The following is a 16,264-nucleotide window of genomic DNA, read 5'->3' as shown; positions in this document are numbered from 1 at the left end:
CAAATTGTGCGCAGGTTGCGGCTGTCGGCGCAACACCAGAGCGAACCGTGCACGTCAAAGTTCTAGACTGGAGCGCATGACCCCGCCGACCCGAAAGCCCCAGGATGGCGTGCCAGCCCCGTCTGCACCCGAGCGAACCGCAGCGAGTGCGCCCCGCCGCCGCGACGCCCGGCTGAACCGGGACCGTCTCGTAGTGTCGGCTCGCGCCCAGTTTGCCCAGTACGGGATCGACGCCTCACTCGAGGAGATCGCGCGTCAGGCCGAGGTCGGTGTTGCCACGCTGTACCGCAACTTTTCGACGCGCGACGACCTGGTTCGGGCGCTCTACGACCTGGCTCTGGCAGAACTGCACGCGGTGCGCGGGGAGATCGAGGCTGCCCCCACCCCGTGGGAGGCGCTCGTTGTCTACACCGAACGGGTCGCCGAATGGCTCGTCGCCGACCCGTCATTGCCGCCGATCCTGCGACGCATGGCACAGCTCGACCCATCAGCCAGGCCCGCTGCCGAGTTCGACGGCTTCATCGCGAGCCTGGTGGCCCGCGCCAAGAAGGACGGCACCTTGCGCCGCGACGTCGACGCGGTCGACCTCGCCGTGCTCGTCACCATGGTCGGGTCGCTCGGCGGCCTCGGCGACGGTTACGCCGGCCAGTGGCGCCGTCAGCTCTCCATCGTGCTCGACGGCCTGCGTGCCGCCGACGCGCCTCGGCGCAAGCTGCCCGGCCGCCCGCTCGACGTGAAGGACTATCAGGCCACAGTGCACGGCCTGACCCGTCGGGCGGCCCGCGCCGCCCGGTAAGGGTTAGACGGTCGCTGGGTCGGCTGCGCTCACTCGGATGCGGTTGGCCCACGGGTCGTCGAAAGCGAGGGTCTGGCCGTCGTGAGTGGTGTCGACTTTGTAGTGGGCCATCCGTTCGCCCAAGGCGCCCACGTCGTCGGTGCTGGGCACGATGATGCTGACCTCGCCGAGGCCGAGGGCCAGACGACGCTTGCCGCTGCCCGAGCTTTCCCAGGTGTTCATGGCCATGTGGTGGTGGTAGCTTCCAGCCGAGACGAACAGCGCCGAGGGCCCGAAATTCGCGGTCGCCTCGAAGCCGAGCCGGTTCACATAGAACTCCCGGGCGCTCGCGACGTCTCCCACTGAGAGGTGGATATGGCCGACGATGGCATGGCCCTCGTTCGGCTCAGCCGACATATGCTCGGAAATAAATGCGTTCGGGTCGAGGTAGAGCGAGGCCATTTCGACCTGGCCGTGGGTCCAGCTCCACAGGGTGCGGTCGCGGTCCCAATACAGCTCGATGCCGTTGCCCTCGGGGTCGGTGAAGTAGAAAGCCTGGCTGACCAGGTGATCGGCGCTGCCGGTGAACGTTCCGGGGGCCTTCGTGCCGATCGAGTACACGGCGGCGGCGAGGTCGGCCTGCGTGTCGAACAAAATGGCTGTGTGGTAGAGCCCGGCCGAGCGTGCTTCGGCGGCCTTGAGCTCGGGGGCGTGCTGCAGGATCACGAGCGGGGTCTGGCCGCGCCCGAGTACGGCGACGGGGCCGTCTTGGCTTTGCAGCTCCAAGGTCACGATGTCGCGGTAGTAGGCGATCATTGCGTCGAGGTTGCCCACGCGTAGAGTCACCGCGCCCATTCCGGTGTCGGCGGCCAGCAGGTCTTTCGCAGTGAGGGTCACAGCAGGCACAACGGATGCGCCGCCCCGGCTATTCCGCGATTCGCAGTGTTCGGATCCCCCCGTTTGCGACGGGATGGGCCGGCAGTGGTGTTGGTGTGCTGTTGTGTTGCGTCGCGGTTTTGTTGTGTCGCTGTGCGCTCAGGCGCCGGTAAGACGTTCGAGAAGTTCTCGATAGCGGGCCGCGGTCTGCTGCACGATCTCAGTCGGCAGCTCGGGCGGGGTACCGACGCCGTCCCAGTTCGCCGCGAGCCAGTTGCGCACGATTTGCTTGTCAAAACTGGCCATGCGGGTTTCGGGGGTGGTGCCGGTTCGCCAGGCTGCGGCATCCCAATAGCGGCTGGAGTCGCTGGTGAGCACCTCGTCGGCGAGCACGGTCACGCCGGTGTGACGGTCGGCACCGAACTCGAACTTGGTGTCGGCGAGAATGACGCCGGCCTTCTCGGTGATCGTTCCGGCGGCCTGAAACAAGGACAGCGAGAGGTCGCGCAGTTCGGCCGCAACGGTGGGCCCGACGAGTTCGACGGTGCGCTCGAACGAGATGTTCTCGTCGTGCTGGCCCATCGGGGCCTTCCAGGCCGGGGTGTAGATGGGTTCGGGCAGGCGGTCGCCGTTCTGCAGCCCGGCCGGAAGCGATATGCCGCACACCGCCTGCGTTTCGAGGTATTCCTTCCAGCCGCTGCCGGTGAGGTAGCCGCGCACGACGCACTCGATCGGGTACATGTCGAGGGTGCGGCAGAGCATGGCCCGGCCAGCGACGCTCGCGGGGATGAGCTCGCGCACGGTGCTGCCGACCTGCTCGTGGTCGGCGATGAGGTGGTTAGGCACACCGGTCAGCCGGTCGAACCACCACAGGCTCAGGGTGGTGAGCAGCTCGCCCTTGCCCGGAATTCCGGGCTCGAGCACGTGGTCGAAGGCGCTCACCCGGTCGCTGGCGACCACGAGCACGCGGGCCGCGGTCGCGAGCGAGGGGGCATCCGCTGTCGCGCTGGATTCGACATACAGGTCGCGCACCTTGCCCGAGTAGACGCGGGGCCACCCGTCCAAGACGGCAACGGATGCGGGGGACTCGTGCTCAGATTGGCTCACCCGTTCATTCTCCCGCATCTCCACCCGGCATAACTCCTGCAGAAAATCTGCCCGACACATCGGACCCCTGAAACGACGGGCAAGTTTGGGCGCCGGTCAGCAGATTGCAGGAGTTATGCCGGTCCGATGCCGATGCCGGTCCGATGCCGATGAGGGAGAGCGGTCAGGCCACGCGGGCGGCAATATCCGTGCGAAAGTGGGCGCCGGCGAGGGATACGTGGCCGAGAGCCTCGTAGGCCCGAGCCCGAGCCTCGGCGAAGGAGTCGCCAACGGCGACGACGCTGAGCACCCGGCCGCCGGTCGAGACGAGCCTGCCATCGTGAAGCCGGGTTGCGGCGTGCGAGATCGTGACGCCGTCCACGGCCAGGGCGGCCTCGAGCCCGGTGATTTCGCGGCCGATGAGCGGGGTGTCCGGGTAGTTCTCGCTCGCCAGCACGACGGTCACCGCCACGTCGGCGGAGAATTCGGGCCGGGGGAGGGCGCTGAGCACGCCGGTCGCGGCGGCCAGCAGCAGGCCGGACAGCGGCGTGACCAGGCGCGGCAGCACGACCTGCGTCTCTGGGTCTCCGAAACGGGCGTTGAATTCGATCACGCGAATGCCGGCATCCGTCAAGATGAGCCCACAGTAGAGCAGCCCGACAAAGGGAGTGCCCTCGGCGGCGAGCTGACGCACGGTCGGAAGCGCGACGGTCTCGATGATCTCGTCGACGAACGCGGTCTCGCTGCCGAATGAGGCGTCGAGCCAGGGCAGCGGGGAGTAGGCGCCCATGCCGCCGGTGTTGGGGCCGGCATCGTGGTCGAGGGCACGCTTGTAGTCCTGGGCGGGGGAGAGCGGCAGCACGTTCTGGCCGTCGCTGAGCAGAAAGAGCGAGATCTCCTGCCCGTCGAGAAACTCTTCGATGAGCACGCTGCCGTGTTCGAGCCAGTACGTCGCGTGCGCGAGGGCTGCCGGCCGATCCGGGGTGACGAGCACGCCCTTGCCGGCGGCGAGTCCGTCGGCTTTGACGACGTAGGGGGCACCGAACTCGTCGAGGGCGGATTCGGCCTCGGCGAGGGTGCCGGCGCGCACGGCCCGGCCGGTGGGAACGCCGGCCTCATCCATTATGCGTTTGGCAAAGGTCTTGCTCCCCTCGAGCGCGGCGGCGGCCCGGTCGGGCCCGAACACGGCGACGCCGCGGGCGCGCAGGGCGTCGGCGACTCCGGCCACGAGCGGGGCCTCAGGGCCGATCACGACGAGCTCAACGCCGTGCAGCACCGCGTAGTCGGTCACGGCCACCGGATCGTTCGGGTCGAGCGCCACGACCGGCACCTCGGCGGCGATACCGGCATTGCCGGGGGCGCACTCCACGCTCGGACGCGGCTGCTCACGAAGCAGCGCGGTGACGATGGCGTGCTCGCGGGCACCGGAACCAAGGACCAGAATTTTCACCGTTTCAGGCTACCCGATGCCTCGGGCCCGCCTGATCCGGCAGACTGGGACCATGGCACGAGCGCGCATCGACGACGGAGCCGGCCGGGCGGCCGTGCGGGCCGCGCTCGCCGAGGGCGCCAGCGCGAGCCGGGATATCCGTGCCCAAGCCGTGCGCTACACCCTGCAACTGCTCGCGGAACAGGCCGAGGGCAACACCCTCGAAGTGCGGGTGCCGCCGTTCGGCGCCACGCAGTGCGTCGCCGGCCCCCGCCACACTCGTGGTACTCCGCCCAACGTCATCGAAACGGATGCCGCCACCTGGCTGGCCCTGTCCACCGGCGCTCTCTCCTGGGCCGATGGCGTAGCAACAGGCGCCATCCACGCCTCCGGCGCCCGAGCCACTCTGCTAGGTCACCTCCCGCTGCTCTAACCCGCCCGCGAGAGCGCAAAAAGTGCCCGTTTGAGGCATTCAATCGGGCACTTTTTGCGCTCTCGCGGCTCCGGACGTTCACGTGGGAGACACACGCGGGATGGGTGCCGCCCCTAGCTTGAGTGCGACCGCCCCCATGAAACAAAAGGTTGCTCCGTGCCCAGATCGACTCGTCCCTTCCGCCCGTCGCTGATCGCACTGGGCTTGGTGCTACTGATCGGAGGAGCGGGCGCCATCGCGCCGGCACTGTCGGCGACGGCCGCCACCGACATGCCGCCGCTTCTGGTCACCGAGATTACGCCCGACACGACCAACGTCGGATCGGCGGACGGGTACGAGTTCATCGAGGTCTACAACGCGACCACCGCACCTATCAACTTCGGGGACTACACGCTCAACTACCTGTATCCGCTCGCCGACCTCACCAACAGCGGAGCGGTGCTCTGGCCAAGCACGCCGACCGACGTGGTCATCGCGCCCGGCGGAAACCTCGTCTTCTGGATCAAGAACGGCCAGAACGACGCCCTCACCGACTCTGATTTCAACGCCGCATTCGGCTCCAACCTCACCATGGGTCGTGATCTGGTCGAGGTCTTCAGCGGCGGAATGGCCAACGGTTCGGCGCGCGGCATCGAAATTCTGACCAACACGGGTTTCAGCGTCAACACGGCCTATTACAACCTCGCCGGCGCAGACGACGTCGACCCCAACGTCGGCATCCAATACGGCATCGACACTAGCAATCCCGGGCGGCAGCTGAACCTCGGTAAGGCCGCAGCCAATCCGGGCAACGTTTTCGCGGCACAGGTGCCGAGCGACCTCAAGAACGTCGCCGCCGACACGACCGCGCCCGTGATCACCGATCACACGCTCACGGAGACCGACCCGGCGTACAACTTCGCTCTGTCGGCCACCGTCACCGACAACGTGCAGGCACGAACCGTCGAGCTGCACCTCAAGAGCAATATCGACGCTGAGTACGCGGCGTCTCATGAGGCCGAAAGTGGTATCTCGCGCGCGCTGCGCAGCTGTCAGGTGAGGATTGCCGCGACTTCGGCCGAAACCGGCATCGAGGTGGTGGCGCCGGCGCGGGTCACCGCGATTGAGGACGCCACCGTGGCGTAGCGCACAGCCTCGATCATCTGATCGGGGGTCACGGCGGTGCCGCGCCCGGAATCGACCGCCAGGCGCGCTACGAGTGCTCCGACGAAGGTGTCGCCCGCCGCCGTCGTATCGACGGCCGTCACCGGGCGGGCCGGCGCGAGCCCGAGGGCCTCGCCGTCAAACGCCACGACCGACCCTTCTGAGCCCAGGGTCACGATCGCCCAAGTCTGCCCGGCGCTCAGCACCTCGGCGGCACGCACCGGGTCGCTTTCCCCGGTGAGCGCGGCGGCTTCGATCTGGTTCGGCACGACCAGGTCGACCGAGGCGAGAAAACCGGCGGGCAGCGACACCACCGGCGCCGGCGTCAGCACGGTGAACACACCCGCCGCGCGGGCAACCCGGATCCCCTCGACCAGCACAGAAACCGGCAGCTCGCACTGCATGACGAGAAAGGCTGAGTCGGCCACGATCGCGCGCTGCTCCACACTCAAGGTGGTCACGGTGGCATTGGCGCCCGACACCACGACGATCGAATTCTCGCCGCTGTCCACGACGGAGATGTGGGCGGTACCGGTGGGGGCATCCGCTGTGGCCAGTTCGGTAGAACGGATGCCCTCGGTCGCCAGTAGCGCGCGCAATTGCGTCCCGTAGGCATCCGCCCCTACCGCTCCCAGAAAAGTCACATCCGCTCCCAACCGGGCGGCGGCGACCGCCTGATTGAGCCCCTTACCGCCCGGAACCGTCGTGAAACTGGCCCCGAACATCGTCTCGCCGGGACGGGGGAGTCGCGCCTGGCGTACGACGAGATCCATGTTGGCGCTTCCGAGTACCGCAATCGTGTTCATATAGTCAGTCTCGCATCTGCCCATGGGACAATGAGCGGGTGAGTTCTACTGAGCAGCCCAACGCTGAACAACCCCAAGACCCGTCGACCAGCAACGGCGGTGCGACGGCACCTGGCAGCGCCGGCGAGACCGTGCTGGCTGAGGGGACCGTGACCGTGCACCGGGCCCCGCGCTACCGCAACTTCATGCTGCTCGGAGCGGTCCTCGGTGTGCTGCTCGCCCTCATTCTCACGGTCTCCTTTCCGGAGAATGATGAGTACGACCGGGCACAGATTTTCGGCTTTCTGCTGCTCGGAGGCCTAGCCATCGGCACAACCCTCGGTGCCGCTGTGGCGCTGGTGATCGACCGTATTGTGGGTCGATCGCGAATGACGGTGGTCGCCGATAGACTGGGCGCGAACGAACACAGCACCAACGACCGTGCCGCTGAGCCTGGCTCCGGCACCCCCAACGATGATTCCCAAGCGTTCAACGAGAAGTAAAGAGGCTGCGGCTTGCCCGGTGGCGACGGACTGTTAAATCACGATCTTCTTCCCAATGAGAAGGGCCCACAAGATGCTTGTGGTGTCTTCGGAGTGTGGGCTCCCGGCGAAGAGGTAGCGAAACTCAGCTACTTCGGCCTGTATGCCCTGCAACATCGCGGCCAGGAATCGGCCGGAATCGCCACGAGCGACGGCACCAAGATTCTCATTTACAAAGACATGGGACTCGTCTCCCAGGTCTTCAATGAGGCTTCGCTGAGCACCCTGCTGGGGCACATCGCCGTCGGGCACACCCGCTATTCCACGACCGGATCGTCGAGCTGGCAGAACGCCCAGCCGACGCTCGGGCGTACCGCGAGCGGAACGGTGGCCCTCGGCCACAACGGCAACCTCACCAACACCGCCGAGCTGCTGCAGCTCGTGCACGAACGCTACCCGCAGGTTGACGGTGAACTCGCCCGCGGCAACACCACCGACACCGCCGTGGTCACCGCGCTGCTCACCGGCGACCTCGACCACACCCTTGAAGCCACAGCGCTCGAGGTGTTGCCACGGCTCCGCGGCGCCTATTGCCTCGTCTTTATGGATGAAACCACCCTCTACGCGGCCCGCGACCCCCAGGGTGTGCGGCCGCTGGTGCTCGGCCGCCTGGAACGCGGCTGGGTCGTCGCCTCCGAGACCGCAGCCCTCGACATCGTCGGTGCCAGCTTCGTGCGCGAGGTCGAACCGGGTGAGCTCATCACCATCGACGAGAACGGGCTGCGCACGCAGCGCTTCGCTAAGGCCGACCCTAAGGGCTGCGTCTTCGAATACGTCTACCTCGCCCGCCCCGACACCACCATCGCGGGTCGCGGCGTGCACGAGGCCCGGGTCGAGATGGGCCGCAAGCTCGCCGCCGAGTACCCGGTCGAGGCCGACCTCGTCATCCCCACTCCAGAGTCCGGCACCCCGGCAGCCATCGGCTACGCGCAGGCATCGGGCATTCCGTTCGGCCAGGGCCTCGTCAAGAACTCCTACGTCGGGCGTACCTTCATCGCGCCGTCGCAGACCATCCGGCAGCGTGGTATCCGCTTGAAATTGAACCCGCTCAAGAACGTGATCAAGGGCAAGCGTCTCATCGTGGTCGACGACTCGATCGTGCGCGGCAACACGCAGCGTGCACTCGTCAGCATGCTGCGGGAGGCCGGCGCTGCCGAGGTGCACGTGCGCATTTCGAGCCCGCCGATCACCTGGCCGTGTTTCTACGGCATCGACTTCGCCAGCCGTGCCGAACTCATTGCGACTGGCCTCGAGATCGACGAGGTGCGCCAGTCGATCGGCGCCGACAGCCTCGGCTACCTCTCCGAAGACGGCATGATCGCCGCCACCGAGCAGCCGCGCGAGCGCCTCTGCACCGCCTGCTTCACCGGCGTCTACCCGATCGCGCTGCCCGAAGCGCAGCACCTCGGCAAGAACCTGCTGGAGCGACCGGCAGCGGCAAACGGATGCGACCCCGGTCCGGATTCCGACCTGGAAGCCGTGCTGGCACCCGCCGCACGCAAAGAAGAAGCCCTGGCCCGCCTGGGCCAGGTGCCGTTCGGTGACCCGGGAAGACCAGAATGAGCAACTCCTCATATGCAGCAGCCGGAGTCGATACCCGGGCCGGTGACCTCGCGGTCGAGCTCATGAAGTCGGCCGTCTCTAAGACGCACGGCCCCGAGGTCTGGGGCGGTGTCGGCGGTTTCGCCGGGCTGTTCGACGTGTCGTTCCTCACCAAGTTCCGTCAGCCGCTCCTGGCCACGTCAACGGATGGTGTCGGCACCAAGGTCGCTATCGCACAGGCCATCGACAAGCACGACACCATCGGTCAAGACCTGGTGGGCATGGTCGTCGACGACATCATCGTCGTCGGAGCACGCCCGCTGTTCATGACCGACTACATCGCCTGCGGCAAGGTCGTCCCCGAGCGCATCGCCTCAATCGTGGCCGGCATCGCCCGCGCCTGCTCCGAGACCGGAACCGCCCTCGTCGGCGGCGAAACCGCAGAACATCCCGGCCTGCTCGGCCCTGACGACTACGACGTGGCCGGCGCGGCCACCGGCGTGGTCGAAGCCGACCAGGTTCTCGGCGCCGACAAGGTCGTGTCCGGCGACGTCGTCATCGCCATGGCCTCGAGCGGCCTGCACTCCAACGGCTATTCGCTTGTGCGTCATATCCTGGCGCAGCGCGGCATCGGTTACACCGACACCTCGGCCGACCTCGGCGGCATGGTCGGTGAGGTTCTGCTCGAGCCGACCCGGCTGTACACCGGGCCGCTGCTCGACGTGATCAACGATCCAGAGCTGGCAGGCGCTATCCACTCGCTCAGTCACGTCACCGGCGGCGGCATAGCGGCGAACCTCGCCCGCGTGCTGCCCGTCGGATCTTGGGTCGAGGTCGACCGCTCCACGTGGTCCCCGGCCCCGGTGTTCCGGGTTCTCGGTGACATGGCCGGCTCCACGCTGGAAAGCGCCGAGGGAACCTGGAACCTCGGAGTGGGCATGTTTGCGGTCGTGGATGCGGCATCCGCTTCGTCGGTCATCGCCCGGCTGGCCACGAGCGGCATTCCCGCCTGGGTCACCGGTCGGGTCTCGCGCGCCGCTCACGACCTGACCGGATTCGAACAGGGCGCCAAGGGCGTCAACGGTGGCGCTGTGCGTCTTGTCGGGGCCTACGCGAGCTAACCTCGCGCCCCAGCGCCTCGGGAGGTTGGGAGGTTCGAGCGCACGAGTGGGGGCTTGAGCGGGCTGCGCCGGGCCCGGTAGCGCCCGGCGCGGCCGGTTGGTGCACGCGCTGCAGCGGTCTGACTGCGCGCGTGGCGGGCCAGGCGCGCAAGCAGTGAACGGTTGCGCGACCCGTGATCAATGAATCGTGGCGACTACGAGTCGCGGCAGCGCGAGCGGATGCTGCGAGCGGATGCTGCGAACGACGGGGGCGGCGTCAGGCGCGCTTCTTCTCGTCTTCGGTGGCGTAGTGGTCGACGTAACGGTCATCGTCACCGTCGGGATCGTCGTCATCGTCAGCGGAATCAGCAGTGCCAGCGTCAGCGGACTTCTTGGCCTTGTCCGCTTCGTACTCCGGCCACTTGGCGAGATCCTCGTCGAGACGCGGGTCGGACGGATGCCCGGTGAGCTCGCGTTCGAGCGCGTTGTAGTTGGTATCCGGGCTGAAATACTTCAGCTCCCGAGCTACCTTGGTGTGCTTTGCTTTTTGACGGCCGCGCCCCATGCGTGACCCCCTTACGATGCCAGGCCGAGCGAGTCGCGAGACCCTCGGGATTTGCCGAACGGAATGTGTAAAAACTAGAGTTTAGTTTAGCATGATGGGCCTTGCGCCCCGCGGACGCCGTTCGCAAGGCTAATCCGTAGGAATGGGGCGATATGACGGGCACTGTCAGCATGCCCATAGTCATCATCGGCGCCGGCCAGGCCGGACTCTCCGTGGGTTTCTACCTGCGCCGGTTCGAGCTCGTGGCCGGCCGGGACTTCATCATCTTCGACCGCGGACCGGGCACCGGCGGTGCCTGGCAGCACCGCTGGCAGGCCCTGCAACTCGGGTCGGCGCACCGCGTCAACGATCTTCCCGGCATGAAAGACCTCGGCCTGAGCTTTGACACGGCCGACCGAAATCTGCCCGCCCGCGACGTCGTCAGCGACTACTACCGCGACTATGAGCAGCACTACGAGCTGAACGTGGTGCGCCCGGTCACCGTGACCAGCGTGGCACCGCTGCAGTCCGACCTGGTCGTAGCCACGAGCTCACCCCTCTTCGGCGACCAGAAGACTAAAGCGCGCATGATCGTCAACGCGACCGGCACCTGGGGAGCGCCGTTCGTGCCGCACTACCCGGGCGCGAGCACGTTTGAGGGAACGCAGGTACACACCGCGAGCTATGTCTCGAGTGAGGCGTTCGCCGGCCAGCGGGTGATCGTGGTGGGCGGCGGCACGTCGGCGATCGGCTTTCTGCTCGAGCTCGAGGGGGTGGCCAGCGACCTGACCTGGGCGTCACGTCGCCCGATCGACTTCAGTCACACCGACGAGCTCGCCGAGGTGACCGCCGTCGCGGCCGTGATGCAACAGGATCGTGCGGCCCGTGCCGGCAAGGCCCTCCCGAGCATCGTCAGCGGCACCGGAGTGCCGGTCACCCGCCGCATCGCGGCCGGCATCGACCGTGGGCTGCTCGTGGCCCGGCCCATGTTTGCGAGCATCGAACCGACCGGGGTGCGCTGGAGCGATGGAACCTTCACCGAGGCCGACGCGATCGTCTGGGCATCCGGTTTTCGGCCGGAGCTGCGGCACCTGGCCCCGCTCAAACTACGGGAAAAGGCCGGCGGAGTCTCGGTTGGTTCCGGTGCGTCCTGGACCGATTCGCGCATCTTCTTCGCCGGGTACGGCCCGCAAGCCAGCACGGTCGGCGCCAACCGAGCCGGACGCATCATTGCACGCCAGATCATGGCCAAGCTGTAGCAGCCGTTATTTGCGCTTGCGCCGACGGGATGCCGAGGGTCGCGACTGCGGCGGAACGGTTCCGCTGGTCGTGGTCGACTTGGTCGCAGTGTCGATCGCTCCGTTTGGCGGTGCGAGCGGCCGGCGGGAAACCGGGCGCGAACGTACCGGCTCGCCGCGACGGTCCTGACCGGGAATGGGGCGGGATCTGCGGCCGTAGATGAGCTCGGAGGAGTCGAGCAGCCACGGCACGAGGGCGATCGTGACGCCGTGCACGAGCATCAGCTTCTGGCGCAGGCGGCGAGCCTTGTGGTTGTGCAGCAGGCCCTCCCACCAGTGGCCGACGATGTAGATGGGGGTGTACACGGTGATGACTTCGGAGCCGTGATCGTCGCGGCGGCCACGAATGTAGTTGATCAGCGGCCAGCTGATGTCGCGGTAGGGCGAGGCGACGATGCGCAGCGGAACCTGGATGTTCTGCTTCACCCAGGCGCGTTTGAGCTCTTTGGTCTCAATGGTGTCGATCGAGACGTGCACAGCCTCGAGGCTCACATGCCGCGCGGCGATGGCGTAGTCGAGTGCTTTGAGCACCGGCTTCTGCATCTTGCCGACGAGCACGATGGCGTGGTCGCCCTGCGAGCCGAAGGTGGTGATCGGGTCGACCTCGATCTCCTTGGCGACGTCGCGGTAGTACCGGTTGACGCCCATCATGAGAAAGAACAGCACCGGCATCATGACGAACACGAGCCAGGCGCCGTGGGTGAACTTGGTGACGGTGACGACGATGAGCACCACACCGGTCAGGGCGGCACCAAAACCGTTGATCGACAGGCTCAGGATGATCGAGCCCCGGTTCGGCGGGTTCTTCTTCAGCAGTTTCAGCCAGTGCCGCACCATGCCGGTCTGGCCGAGCGTGAACGAGACGAACACGCCGATGATGTACAGCTGGATCAGTACGGTGAGGTTGGCCCGGTAGACCACCATGATCACGCAGGCCGCGAGGGCCAGCAGCACCACGCCGTTCGAGTAGATTAGGCGGTCGCCGCGGGTGCTGAGCGACTTCGGCGCATAGGAGTCGCGGGCGAGCACTGATCCGAGCAGCGGAAAGCCGTTGAAAGCCGTGTTCGCAGCGAGCAACAGCACGGCCGCTGTGGCCGCCTGCAGCACGAAGAACATGATGGAGAAGTCGCCGAACGTTGCCGCGGCGACCTGGGCGATCAGGCTGCGCTGCGGAGCTGTGGCGCACTCGGCCCAGCCGATCAGGTCGCAGGCGCGCTCCGCGTAGTGCACCTGGGAAATGAGCGCGAGGGTCGTTAGCCCGACGAACAGCACGATGGCGATACCGCCCATGAGGGTGAGCGTGCGCTGGGCGTTCTTGACCTTGGGGTGTTTGAAGGCGGGCACGCCGTTGGCGATGGCTTCGACGCCGGTGAGGGCGGAGCATCCGCTCGCGAAGGAACGCAGCAGAAGCAAGATGAAAGCGGCCTGCGCGAGGTTCTCGCCCTTCACGTCATAGCCGGCCGATTCGGCCACCGGCGCATCGCCGAGCAGCGCGCGAACCAGGCCGACGACGATCATGAGCAGTACGCTGCCGATGAACAGGTAGGTCGGAACGGCGAAGGCCTTGCTTGACTCCCGTACGCCGCGCAGGTTGGCTGCCGCGAGCAGGATAATGAACACGACGGCGAGTTCGACGCGCAGGGGGGCCAGCGCGGGTATCGCCGAGATGATGTTGTCCACACCACTGGCAACCGACACGACCACGGTCATCACGTAGTCCACCAGCAGAGCGGATGCGACGACCAGGCCGGCCTTCTCGCCCAGGTTCTTGTGCGCGACTTCGTAGTCGCCGCCGCCCGAGGGGTAGGCCTTGATCAGCTGGCGATAGGAGGCGACGACAACGACGAGCAGCACGACGACGACCGCGGCAACCCAGGGCGCGAAGCTCAGAAAGGCGAGCCCGCCGAGGGTCAGGATCATGAGGAGTTCTTGCGGCGCGTAGGCCACGCTCGACAGTGGGTCGCTCGCGAAGATGGGGAGGGCGAGGTGTTTGGGTAGCAGTTGGCCGTCCAAATGCTCGGTTGGGAGCGGATCGCCGATGATCCACCGCTTGGGTGAACGGCTTTCCGGTACTGGGGCGTTCGCCTCGGGTGTCACGAGGGACGACACTACACCTACGACGGCCCCTGTCAAATCCGCCTCTGTTCTTGGGCGATTCCTGGGGCCGTCGTCGGCGCTGCTAGGGGTGGAGGGTGGCGAGGATGCTTGCGCGCACGTCGGCCAGCTGCCGACGAAGCGACGGCACAGTTTGCGACGGGATATTGGAGTGGGCGGCCTGCGTTCGGAGGTCCGTGCGCAGCTGCTGCCGGAACTCGTTCAGCACCATGTCGGCTTCGTTCAGGGCGCGGCGGGAGTCCAGGCGAGCAGACGTGTCCTCGTTCGGGGAGGTCGGGGTCGGTGATGTGGGCGGTCCGTCGGGCGACGTTGGGGCCGCGGACGGGGGCGTGGGGGCCTCCCAGGTGGACGAGCCCGTGGGGTCCCACGATTCCGGCGTGCCGTCGTAGCCGCGCGGGGCCGAGGGCGACGACGCGTCGCGCGCCTGCCGGGCGGCCGAGGCGAGGTCAGCCCGCAGGGTCTTCATGGCGGAGTTGACTCCGGTGCGCACCTGGTCGGCCAGACGCCGCACCGAGTCGGTCACCTCGTCTTCGATTGCGCCGAGTTCACCTTCGCGGGCGAGCAGTTCGGCGCGGCCGGCGTCGGTGATCTCGTAGACGGTCTTGCGGCCATCCGCTTGCTTGGTGACGAGGCCCTCCTCCTCGAGCTTGGCCAGCCGCGGGTAGATCGTGCCGGCGCTCGGGCTGTAGGTGCCGCCGAAGCGGTCGCTGAGTGCCTGGATCAGCTCGTAGCCGTGCCGGGGTCGCTCGGCCAGCAGGCTCAGCAGGTATAGGCGCAGGCTGCCGTGGGCGAACATGGCACTCATGCCGGGTCCTGGGGCGATTGGGTGGGAGAGTGGGCCGCGGCGGGCGCTGCGGCATCCGCTTGCGTGGTCGATGCGGGGCTCGTGATCTCGCTGCGCACGACCGAGATGTCGCCGGACACCGAGTTGGAGCGCACGTCGACCCAGCTGCCGTCGAGGGCGCCGGTGGAGCCCTCGTAGCCCTTGCCGAACGCGGTGCGCACGGTGTGGTCGTCGAGCTGCAGCGTGCCGGAGAGGGTGTTCAGGTGGTAGCGCGCGGCGACGCCCGGCTCGAGCCGCAAGGTGAGGTTGCCGCTGACCGAGTTCGTGACGATCTGGTCTGGCGTGCCGGTGACGTCGAGGAACACGTTGCTCGAGACCCCGTCGAGCGTGAACTGACGGATGCTGCCGCTCGCCGTGATATCGCCGGATACCGTGTGCACGGTCAGCGCTCCCACGTGATTGCGCACGGAGATCTCGCCGTTCACCGCGTTGAGTTCGAGGTCGCCCTGCACGTCGTCGATGACGAGATCGCCGGACACTGTGCTGAGTTTGGCGTCATTGCGGAGGCCGGAGACGAGGGCGTCGGCCGAGACCACGCCGAAGCGCAGCGCGACGTCGCGGGGAACCGAGATGCTCACCTCGGCGCGTGCGGTACCGCGGAACGAGGCGAAGACCTCGATGAAGTTGTCCCAGCGCAGCTGCGGGTGGTCGATCTCGAGGCGGTCGCCGTCCATCGAGATCTTCAGGTCTTTGCCGGTGACGCCGTGCACTTCAATGCGAGCGCCGGGTTCGTCATGGCCGATGATGTCGACCGTGCCGGCGATGAGGCCGACCTTGAGCTTGCGCACCAGTTCGACATCGATAATCTTGGTCTGCCCGGGGGCGACCAGCCATTTTTCCAGTGACACTGGGTTGTCCTTTCAGAGGTAAACTCGCGCTATATCGCGTGTTCTAGAAGACACGATATATCGCGTTCCTGAGAGGCGCAAGAGGGTCAGTACAGAAAAATGTTCAACCAGTCGCGATTGTGAGCGTGCACGAGCACGAGGAACACCACGACGTCGAACAGAAGGTGTACACAGACCACGTAGGTCAGTGACCGGGTGCGGGCAAACGTATAGCCCTGCAGCAGCGCGAACGGCACGGTGAGCAGCGGCCCCCAACTCTGATATCCGAGCTCCCAGAGAAACGACGAGAAGATCACCGCCTGCAGAATATTGGCCTGCCAGTCGGCAAAATGCCGTCGAAGCAGGGCGAAGGCGATGCAGATGAAGAACAGTTCATCCCAGATGCCCACGAAGCCCACGCCCACGAACAGTCGGGCGATCTCATCGGGCGTGGTTACCGCCGGCCAATTCTGGTACGCGCCGCTTCCGATGAAGTAACTCGGCAGAATCAAGTACCCGAGCAACACCACGATCGGCAGGTACGCGCGCTCGAGCGTGGTCCAGCGTTGCCCGGTGCGAATCGGAAACCGAATCGCGTGATCCTTGAAGTAGTACCGCGAGAGGAGGTACGGCACGAGCACCGAGAGACTCAGGACGGTGCCCATCAACGCGATGTTCGGGTAGCTGATGTTCGCCTCGACCGAGATCGAGCTGATGATGCCGAGACCCACGGTAATGAGCAACAGGTCGCGAAACAGGGCCCGGTTGATCAGAAAGGCGAGCACGAGGGCTGCGGCGAGCACAAAGTAGCCGGCAAGCGGCATCCTCACGGCAAACAACAGCACAGCGGATGCGCTCACCAGCGCCGCCGGAATCAGCCCCCACCGCGATGTTGTGCCCATGCTGCACCCTACCCAGCGCACGT

The 16,264-nt window shown here is 66.7% G+C and carries 16 protein-coding genes; 7 read left to right on the top strand and 9 right to left on the bottom strand.

Features of this window, described 5'->3' with window-relative positions; all coding sequences use genetic code 11:
• Positions 1-76: 76 nt before the first annotated feature.
• Positions 77-796: a TetR/AcrR family transcriptional regulator gene (locus E3T29_RS02175; RefSeq protein WP_134343893.1), complete on the top strand. Its 720-nt coding sequence runs from the start codon at positions 77-79 to the stop codon at positions 794-796.
• 3 nt (positions 797-799) lie between these two features.
• Here the strand turns inward: E3T29_RS02175 and E3T29_RS02170 are convergent, their stop codons facing one another.
• The 3 genes from E3T29_RS02170 to purD form a co-directional block, all read right to left on the bottom strand.
• Positions 800-1,630, bottom strand: a complete 831-nt coding sequence (locus tag E3T29_RS02170; protein ID WP_134343936.1) for a VOC family protein — start codon at positions 1,628-1,630, stop codon at positions 800-802.
• A 180-nt stretch (positions 1,631-1,810) separates the two neighbouring features.
• Positions 1,811-2,776, bottom strand: coding sequence for a phosphoribosylaminoimidazolesuccinocarboxamide synthase (locus tag E3T29_RS02165; RefSeq protein WP_134343892.1), 966 nt, complete (start codon positions 2,774-2,776; stop codon positions 1,811-1,813).
• Positions 2,777-2,921: 145 nt separating this feature from the next.
• Complete coding sequence (gene purD / locus E3T29_RS02160) at positions 2,922-4,187, bottom strand: phosphoribosylamine--glycine ligase (RefSeq protein ID WP_134343891.1); 1,266 nt, start codon at positions 4,185-4,187, stop codon at positions 2,922-2,924.
• 52 nt (positions 4,188-4,239) lie between these two features.
• On the opposite strand from purD, the gene E3T29_RS02155 reads away from it, so the two are divergent.
• Complete coding sequence (locus E3T29_RS02155) at positions 4,240-4,599, top strand: sterol carrier family protein (protein ID WP_134343890.1); 360 nt, start codon at positions 4,240-4,242, stop codon at positions 4,597-4,599.
• Positions 4,600-4,755: 156 nt separating this feature from the next.
• Entirely contained in the window at positions 4,756-5,724 is a 969-nt protein-coding gene (locus E3T29_RS02150) for a lamin tail domain-containing protein (RefSeq protein ID WP_134343889.1), read from the top strand.
• On the opposite strand, the gene E3T29_RS02145 is transcribed toward E3T29_RS02150, so the two are convergent.
• A complete protein-coding gene (locus E3T29_RS02145) occupies positions 5,631-6,548 on the bottom strand; it encodes a ribokinase (protein ID WP_104090149.1) in 918 nt (305 codons plus the stop codon). The two genes, E3T29_RS02150 and E3T29_RS02145, sit on opposite strands and share 94 nt — an antisense overlap.
• Positions 6,549-6,586: 38 nt before the next feature.
• Here E3T29_RS02145 and E3T29_RS02140 point away from each other — a divergent pair, with 38 nt between their 5' ends.
• Genes E3T29_RS02140 through purM form a run of 3 tightly spaced genes read left to right on the top strand, consistent with a single transcriptional unit; the run spans position 6,587 to position 9,732 of the window.
• Positions 6,587-7,030 (top strand): hypothetical protein, encoded by a 444-nt coding sequence (locus E3T29_RS02140; protein ID WP_134343888.1) that lies wholly within the window; start codon positions 6,587-6,589, stop codon positions 7,028-7,030.
• Between the two features lie 12 nt (positions 7,031-7,042).
• Positions 7,043-8,632, top strand: a complete 1,590-nt coding sequence (purF, locus tag E3T29_RS02135) for an amidophosphoribosyltransferase (protein WP_233197286.1) — start codon at positions 7,043-7,045, stop codon at positions 8,630-8,632.
• The gene (gene purM / locus E3T29_RS02130; RefSeq protein ID WP_134343887.1) at positions 8,629-9,732 is read left to right on the top strand and encodes a phosphoribosylformylglycinamidine cyclo-ligase; all 1,104 of its coding nucleotides are present in this window, start codon (positions 8,629-8,631) and stop codon (positions 9,730-9,732) included. The genes purF and purM overlap by 4 nt, the downstream gene beginning before the upstream one ends.
• A gap of 256 nt (positions 9,733-9,988) precedes the next feature.
• On the opposite strand, the gene E3T29_RS02125 is transcribed toward purM, so the two are convergent.
• Positions 9,989-10,276, bottom strand: a complete 288-nt coding sequence (locus tag E3T29_RS02125) for a DUF3073 domain-containing protein (protein WP_092338049.1) — start codon at positions 10,274-10,276, stop codon at positions 9,989-9,991.
• A gap of 152 nt (positions 10,277-10,428) precedes the next feature.
• Between E3T29_RS02125 and E3T29_RS02120 the strand changes: the two genes are divergently transcribed.
• Entirely contained in the window at positions 10,429-11,514 is a 1,086-nt protein-coding gene (locus E3T29_RS02120; RefSeq protein ID WP_134343886.1) for an NAD(P)-binding domain-containing protein, read from the top strand.
• 6 nt (positions 11,515-11,520) lie between these two features.
• On the opposite strand, the gene E3T29_RS02115 is transcribed toward E3T29_RS02120, so the two are convergent.
• The 4 genes from E3T29_RS02115 to E3T29_RS02100 form a co-directional block, all read right to left on the bottom strand.
• Complete coding sequence (locus E3T29_RS02115; RefSeq protein ID WP_134343935.1) at positions 11,521-13,650, bottom strand: APC family permease; 2,130 nt, start codon at positions 13,648-13,650, stop codon at positions 11,521-11,523.
• 82 nt (positions 13,651-13,732) lie between these two features.
• Positions 13,733-14,473 carry a PadR family transcriptional regulator gene (locus E3T29_RS20065; protein ID WP_241987594.1) on the bottom strand — a complete coding sequence of 247 codons (741 nt, stop codon included), beginning with the start codon at positions 14,471-14,473 and terminating at the stop codon, positions 13,733-13,735.
• Positions 14,470-15,360: a DUF4097 family beta strand repeat-containing protein gene (locus E3T29_RS02105; RefSeq protein WP_134343885.1), complete on the bottom strand. Its 891-nt coding sequence runs from the start codon at positions 15,358-15,360 to the stop codon at positions 14,470-14,472. The genes E3T29_RS20065 and E3T29_RS02105 overlap by 4 nt, the downstream gene beginning before the upstream one ends.
• 86 nt (positions 15,361-15,446) lie before the next feature.
• On the bottom strand, positions 15,447-16,241 hold the full coding sequence (locus tag E3T29_RS02100) for a CPBP family intramembrane glutamic endopeptidase (RefSeq protein ID WP_134343884.1): 795 nt from the start codon (positions 16,239-16,241) through the stop codon (positions 15,447-15,449).
• Between the last annotated feature and the right edge of the window lie 23 nt (positions 16,242-16,264).

It is taken from the genome of Cryobacterium sp. TMT1-66-1, assembly GCF_004403435.1.
Taxonomy (GTDB): domain Bacteria; phylum Actinomycetota; class Actinomycetes; order Actinomycetales; family Microbacteriaceae; genus Cryobacterium; species Cryobacterium flavum.
This window is presented reverse-complemented; position numbering and strand designations above follow the sequence as displayed.

Excerpts from the sequence above, each read along its gene's own strand:
- E3T29_RS02125 (WP_092338049.1), bottom strand. The coding sequence starts at position 10,276 with ATGGGGCGCGGCCGTCAAAAAGCAAAGCACACCAAGGTAGCTCGGGAG.
- E3T29_RS02100 (WP_134343884.1), bottom strand. The coding sequence starts at position 16,241 with ATGGGCACAACATCGCGGTGGGGGCTGATTCCGGCGGCGCTGGTGAGC.
- E3T29_RS02170 (WP_134343936.1), bottom strand. The coding sequence starts at position 1,630 with ATGGGCGCGGTGACTCTACGCGTGGGCAACCTCGACGCAATGATCGCC.
- E3T29_RS02155 (WP_134343890.1), top strand. The coding sequence starts at position 4,240 with ATGGCACGAGCGCGCATCGACGACGGAGCCGGCCGGGCGGCCGTGCGG.
- E3T29_RS20065 (WP_241987594.1), bottom strand. The coding sequence starts at position 14,473 with ATGAGTGCCATGTTCGCCCACGGCAGCCTGCGCCTATACCTGCTGAGC.
- E3T29_RS02145 (WP_104090149.1), bottom strand. The coding sequence starts at position 6,548 with ATGAACACGATTGCGGTACTCGGAAGCGCCAACATGGATCTCGTCGTA.
- E3T29_RS02120 (WP_134343886.1), top strand. The coding sequence starts at position 10,429 with ATGACGGGCACTGTCAGCATGCCCATAGTCATCATCGGCGCCGGCCAG.
- E3T29_RS02175 (WP_134343893.1), top strand. The coding sequence starts at position 77 with ATGACCCCGCCGACCCGAAAGCCCCAGGATGGCGTGCCAGCCCCGTCT.
- E3T29_RS02165 (WP_134343892.1), bottom strand. The coding sequence starts at position 2,776 with ATGCGGGAGAATGAACGGGTGAGCCAATCTGAGCACGAGTCCCCCGCA.
- purM (WP_134343887.1), top strand. The coding sequence starts at position 8,629 with ATGAGCAACTCCTCATATGCAGCAGCCGGAGTCGATACCCGGGCCGGT.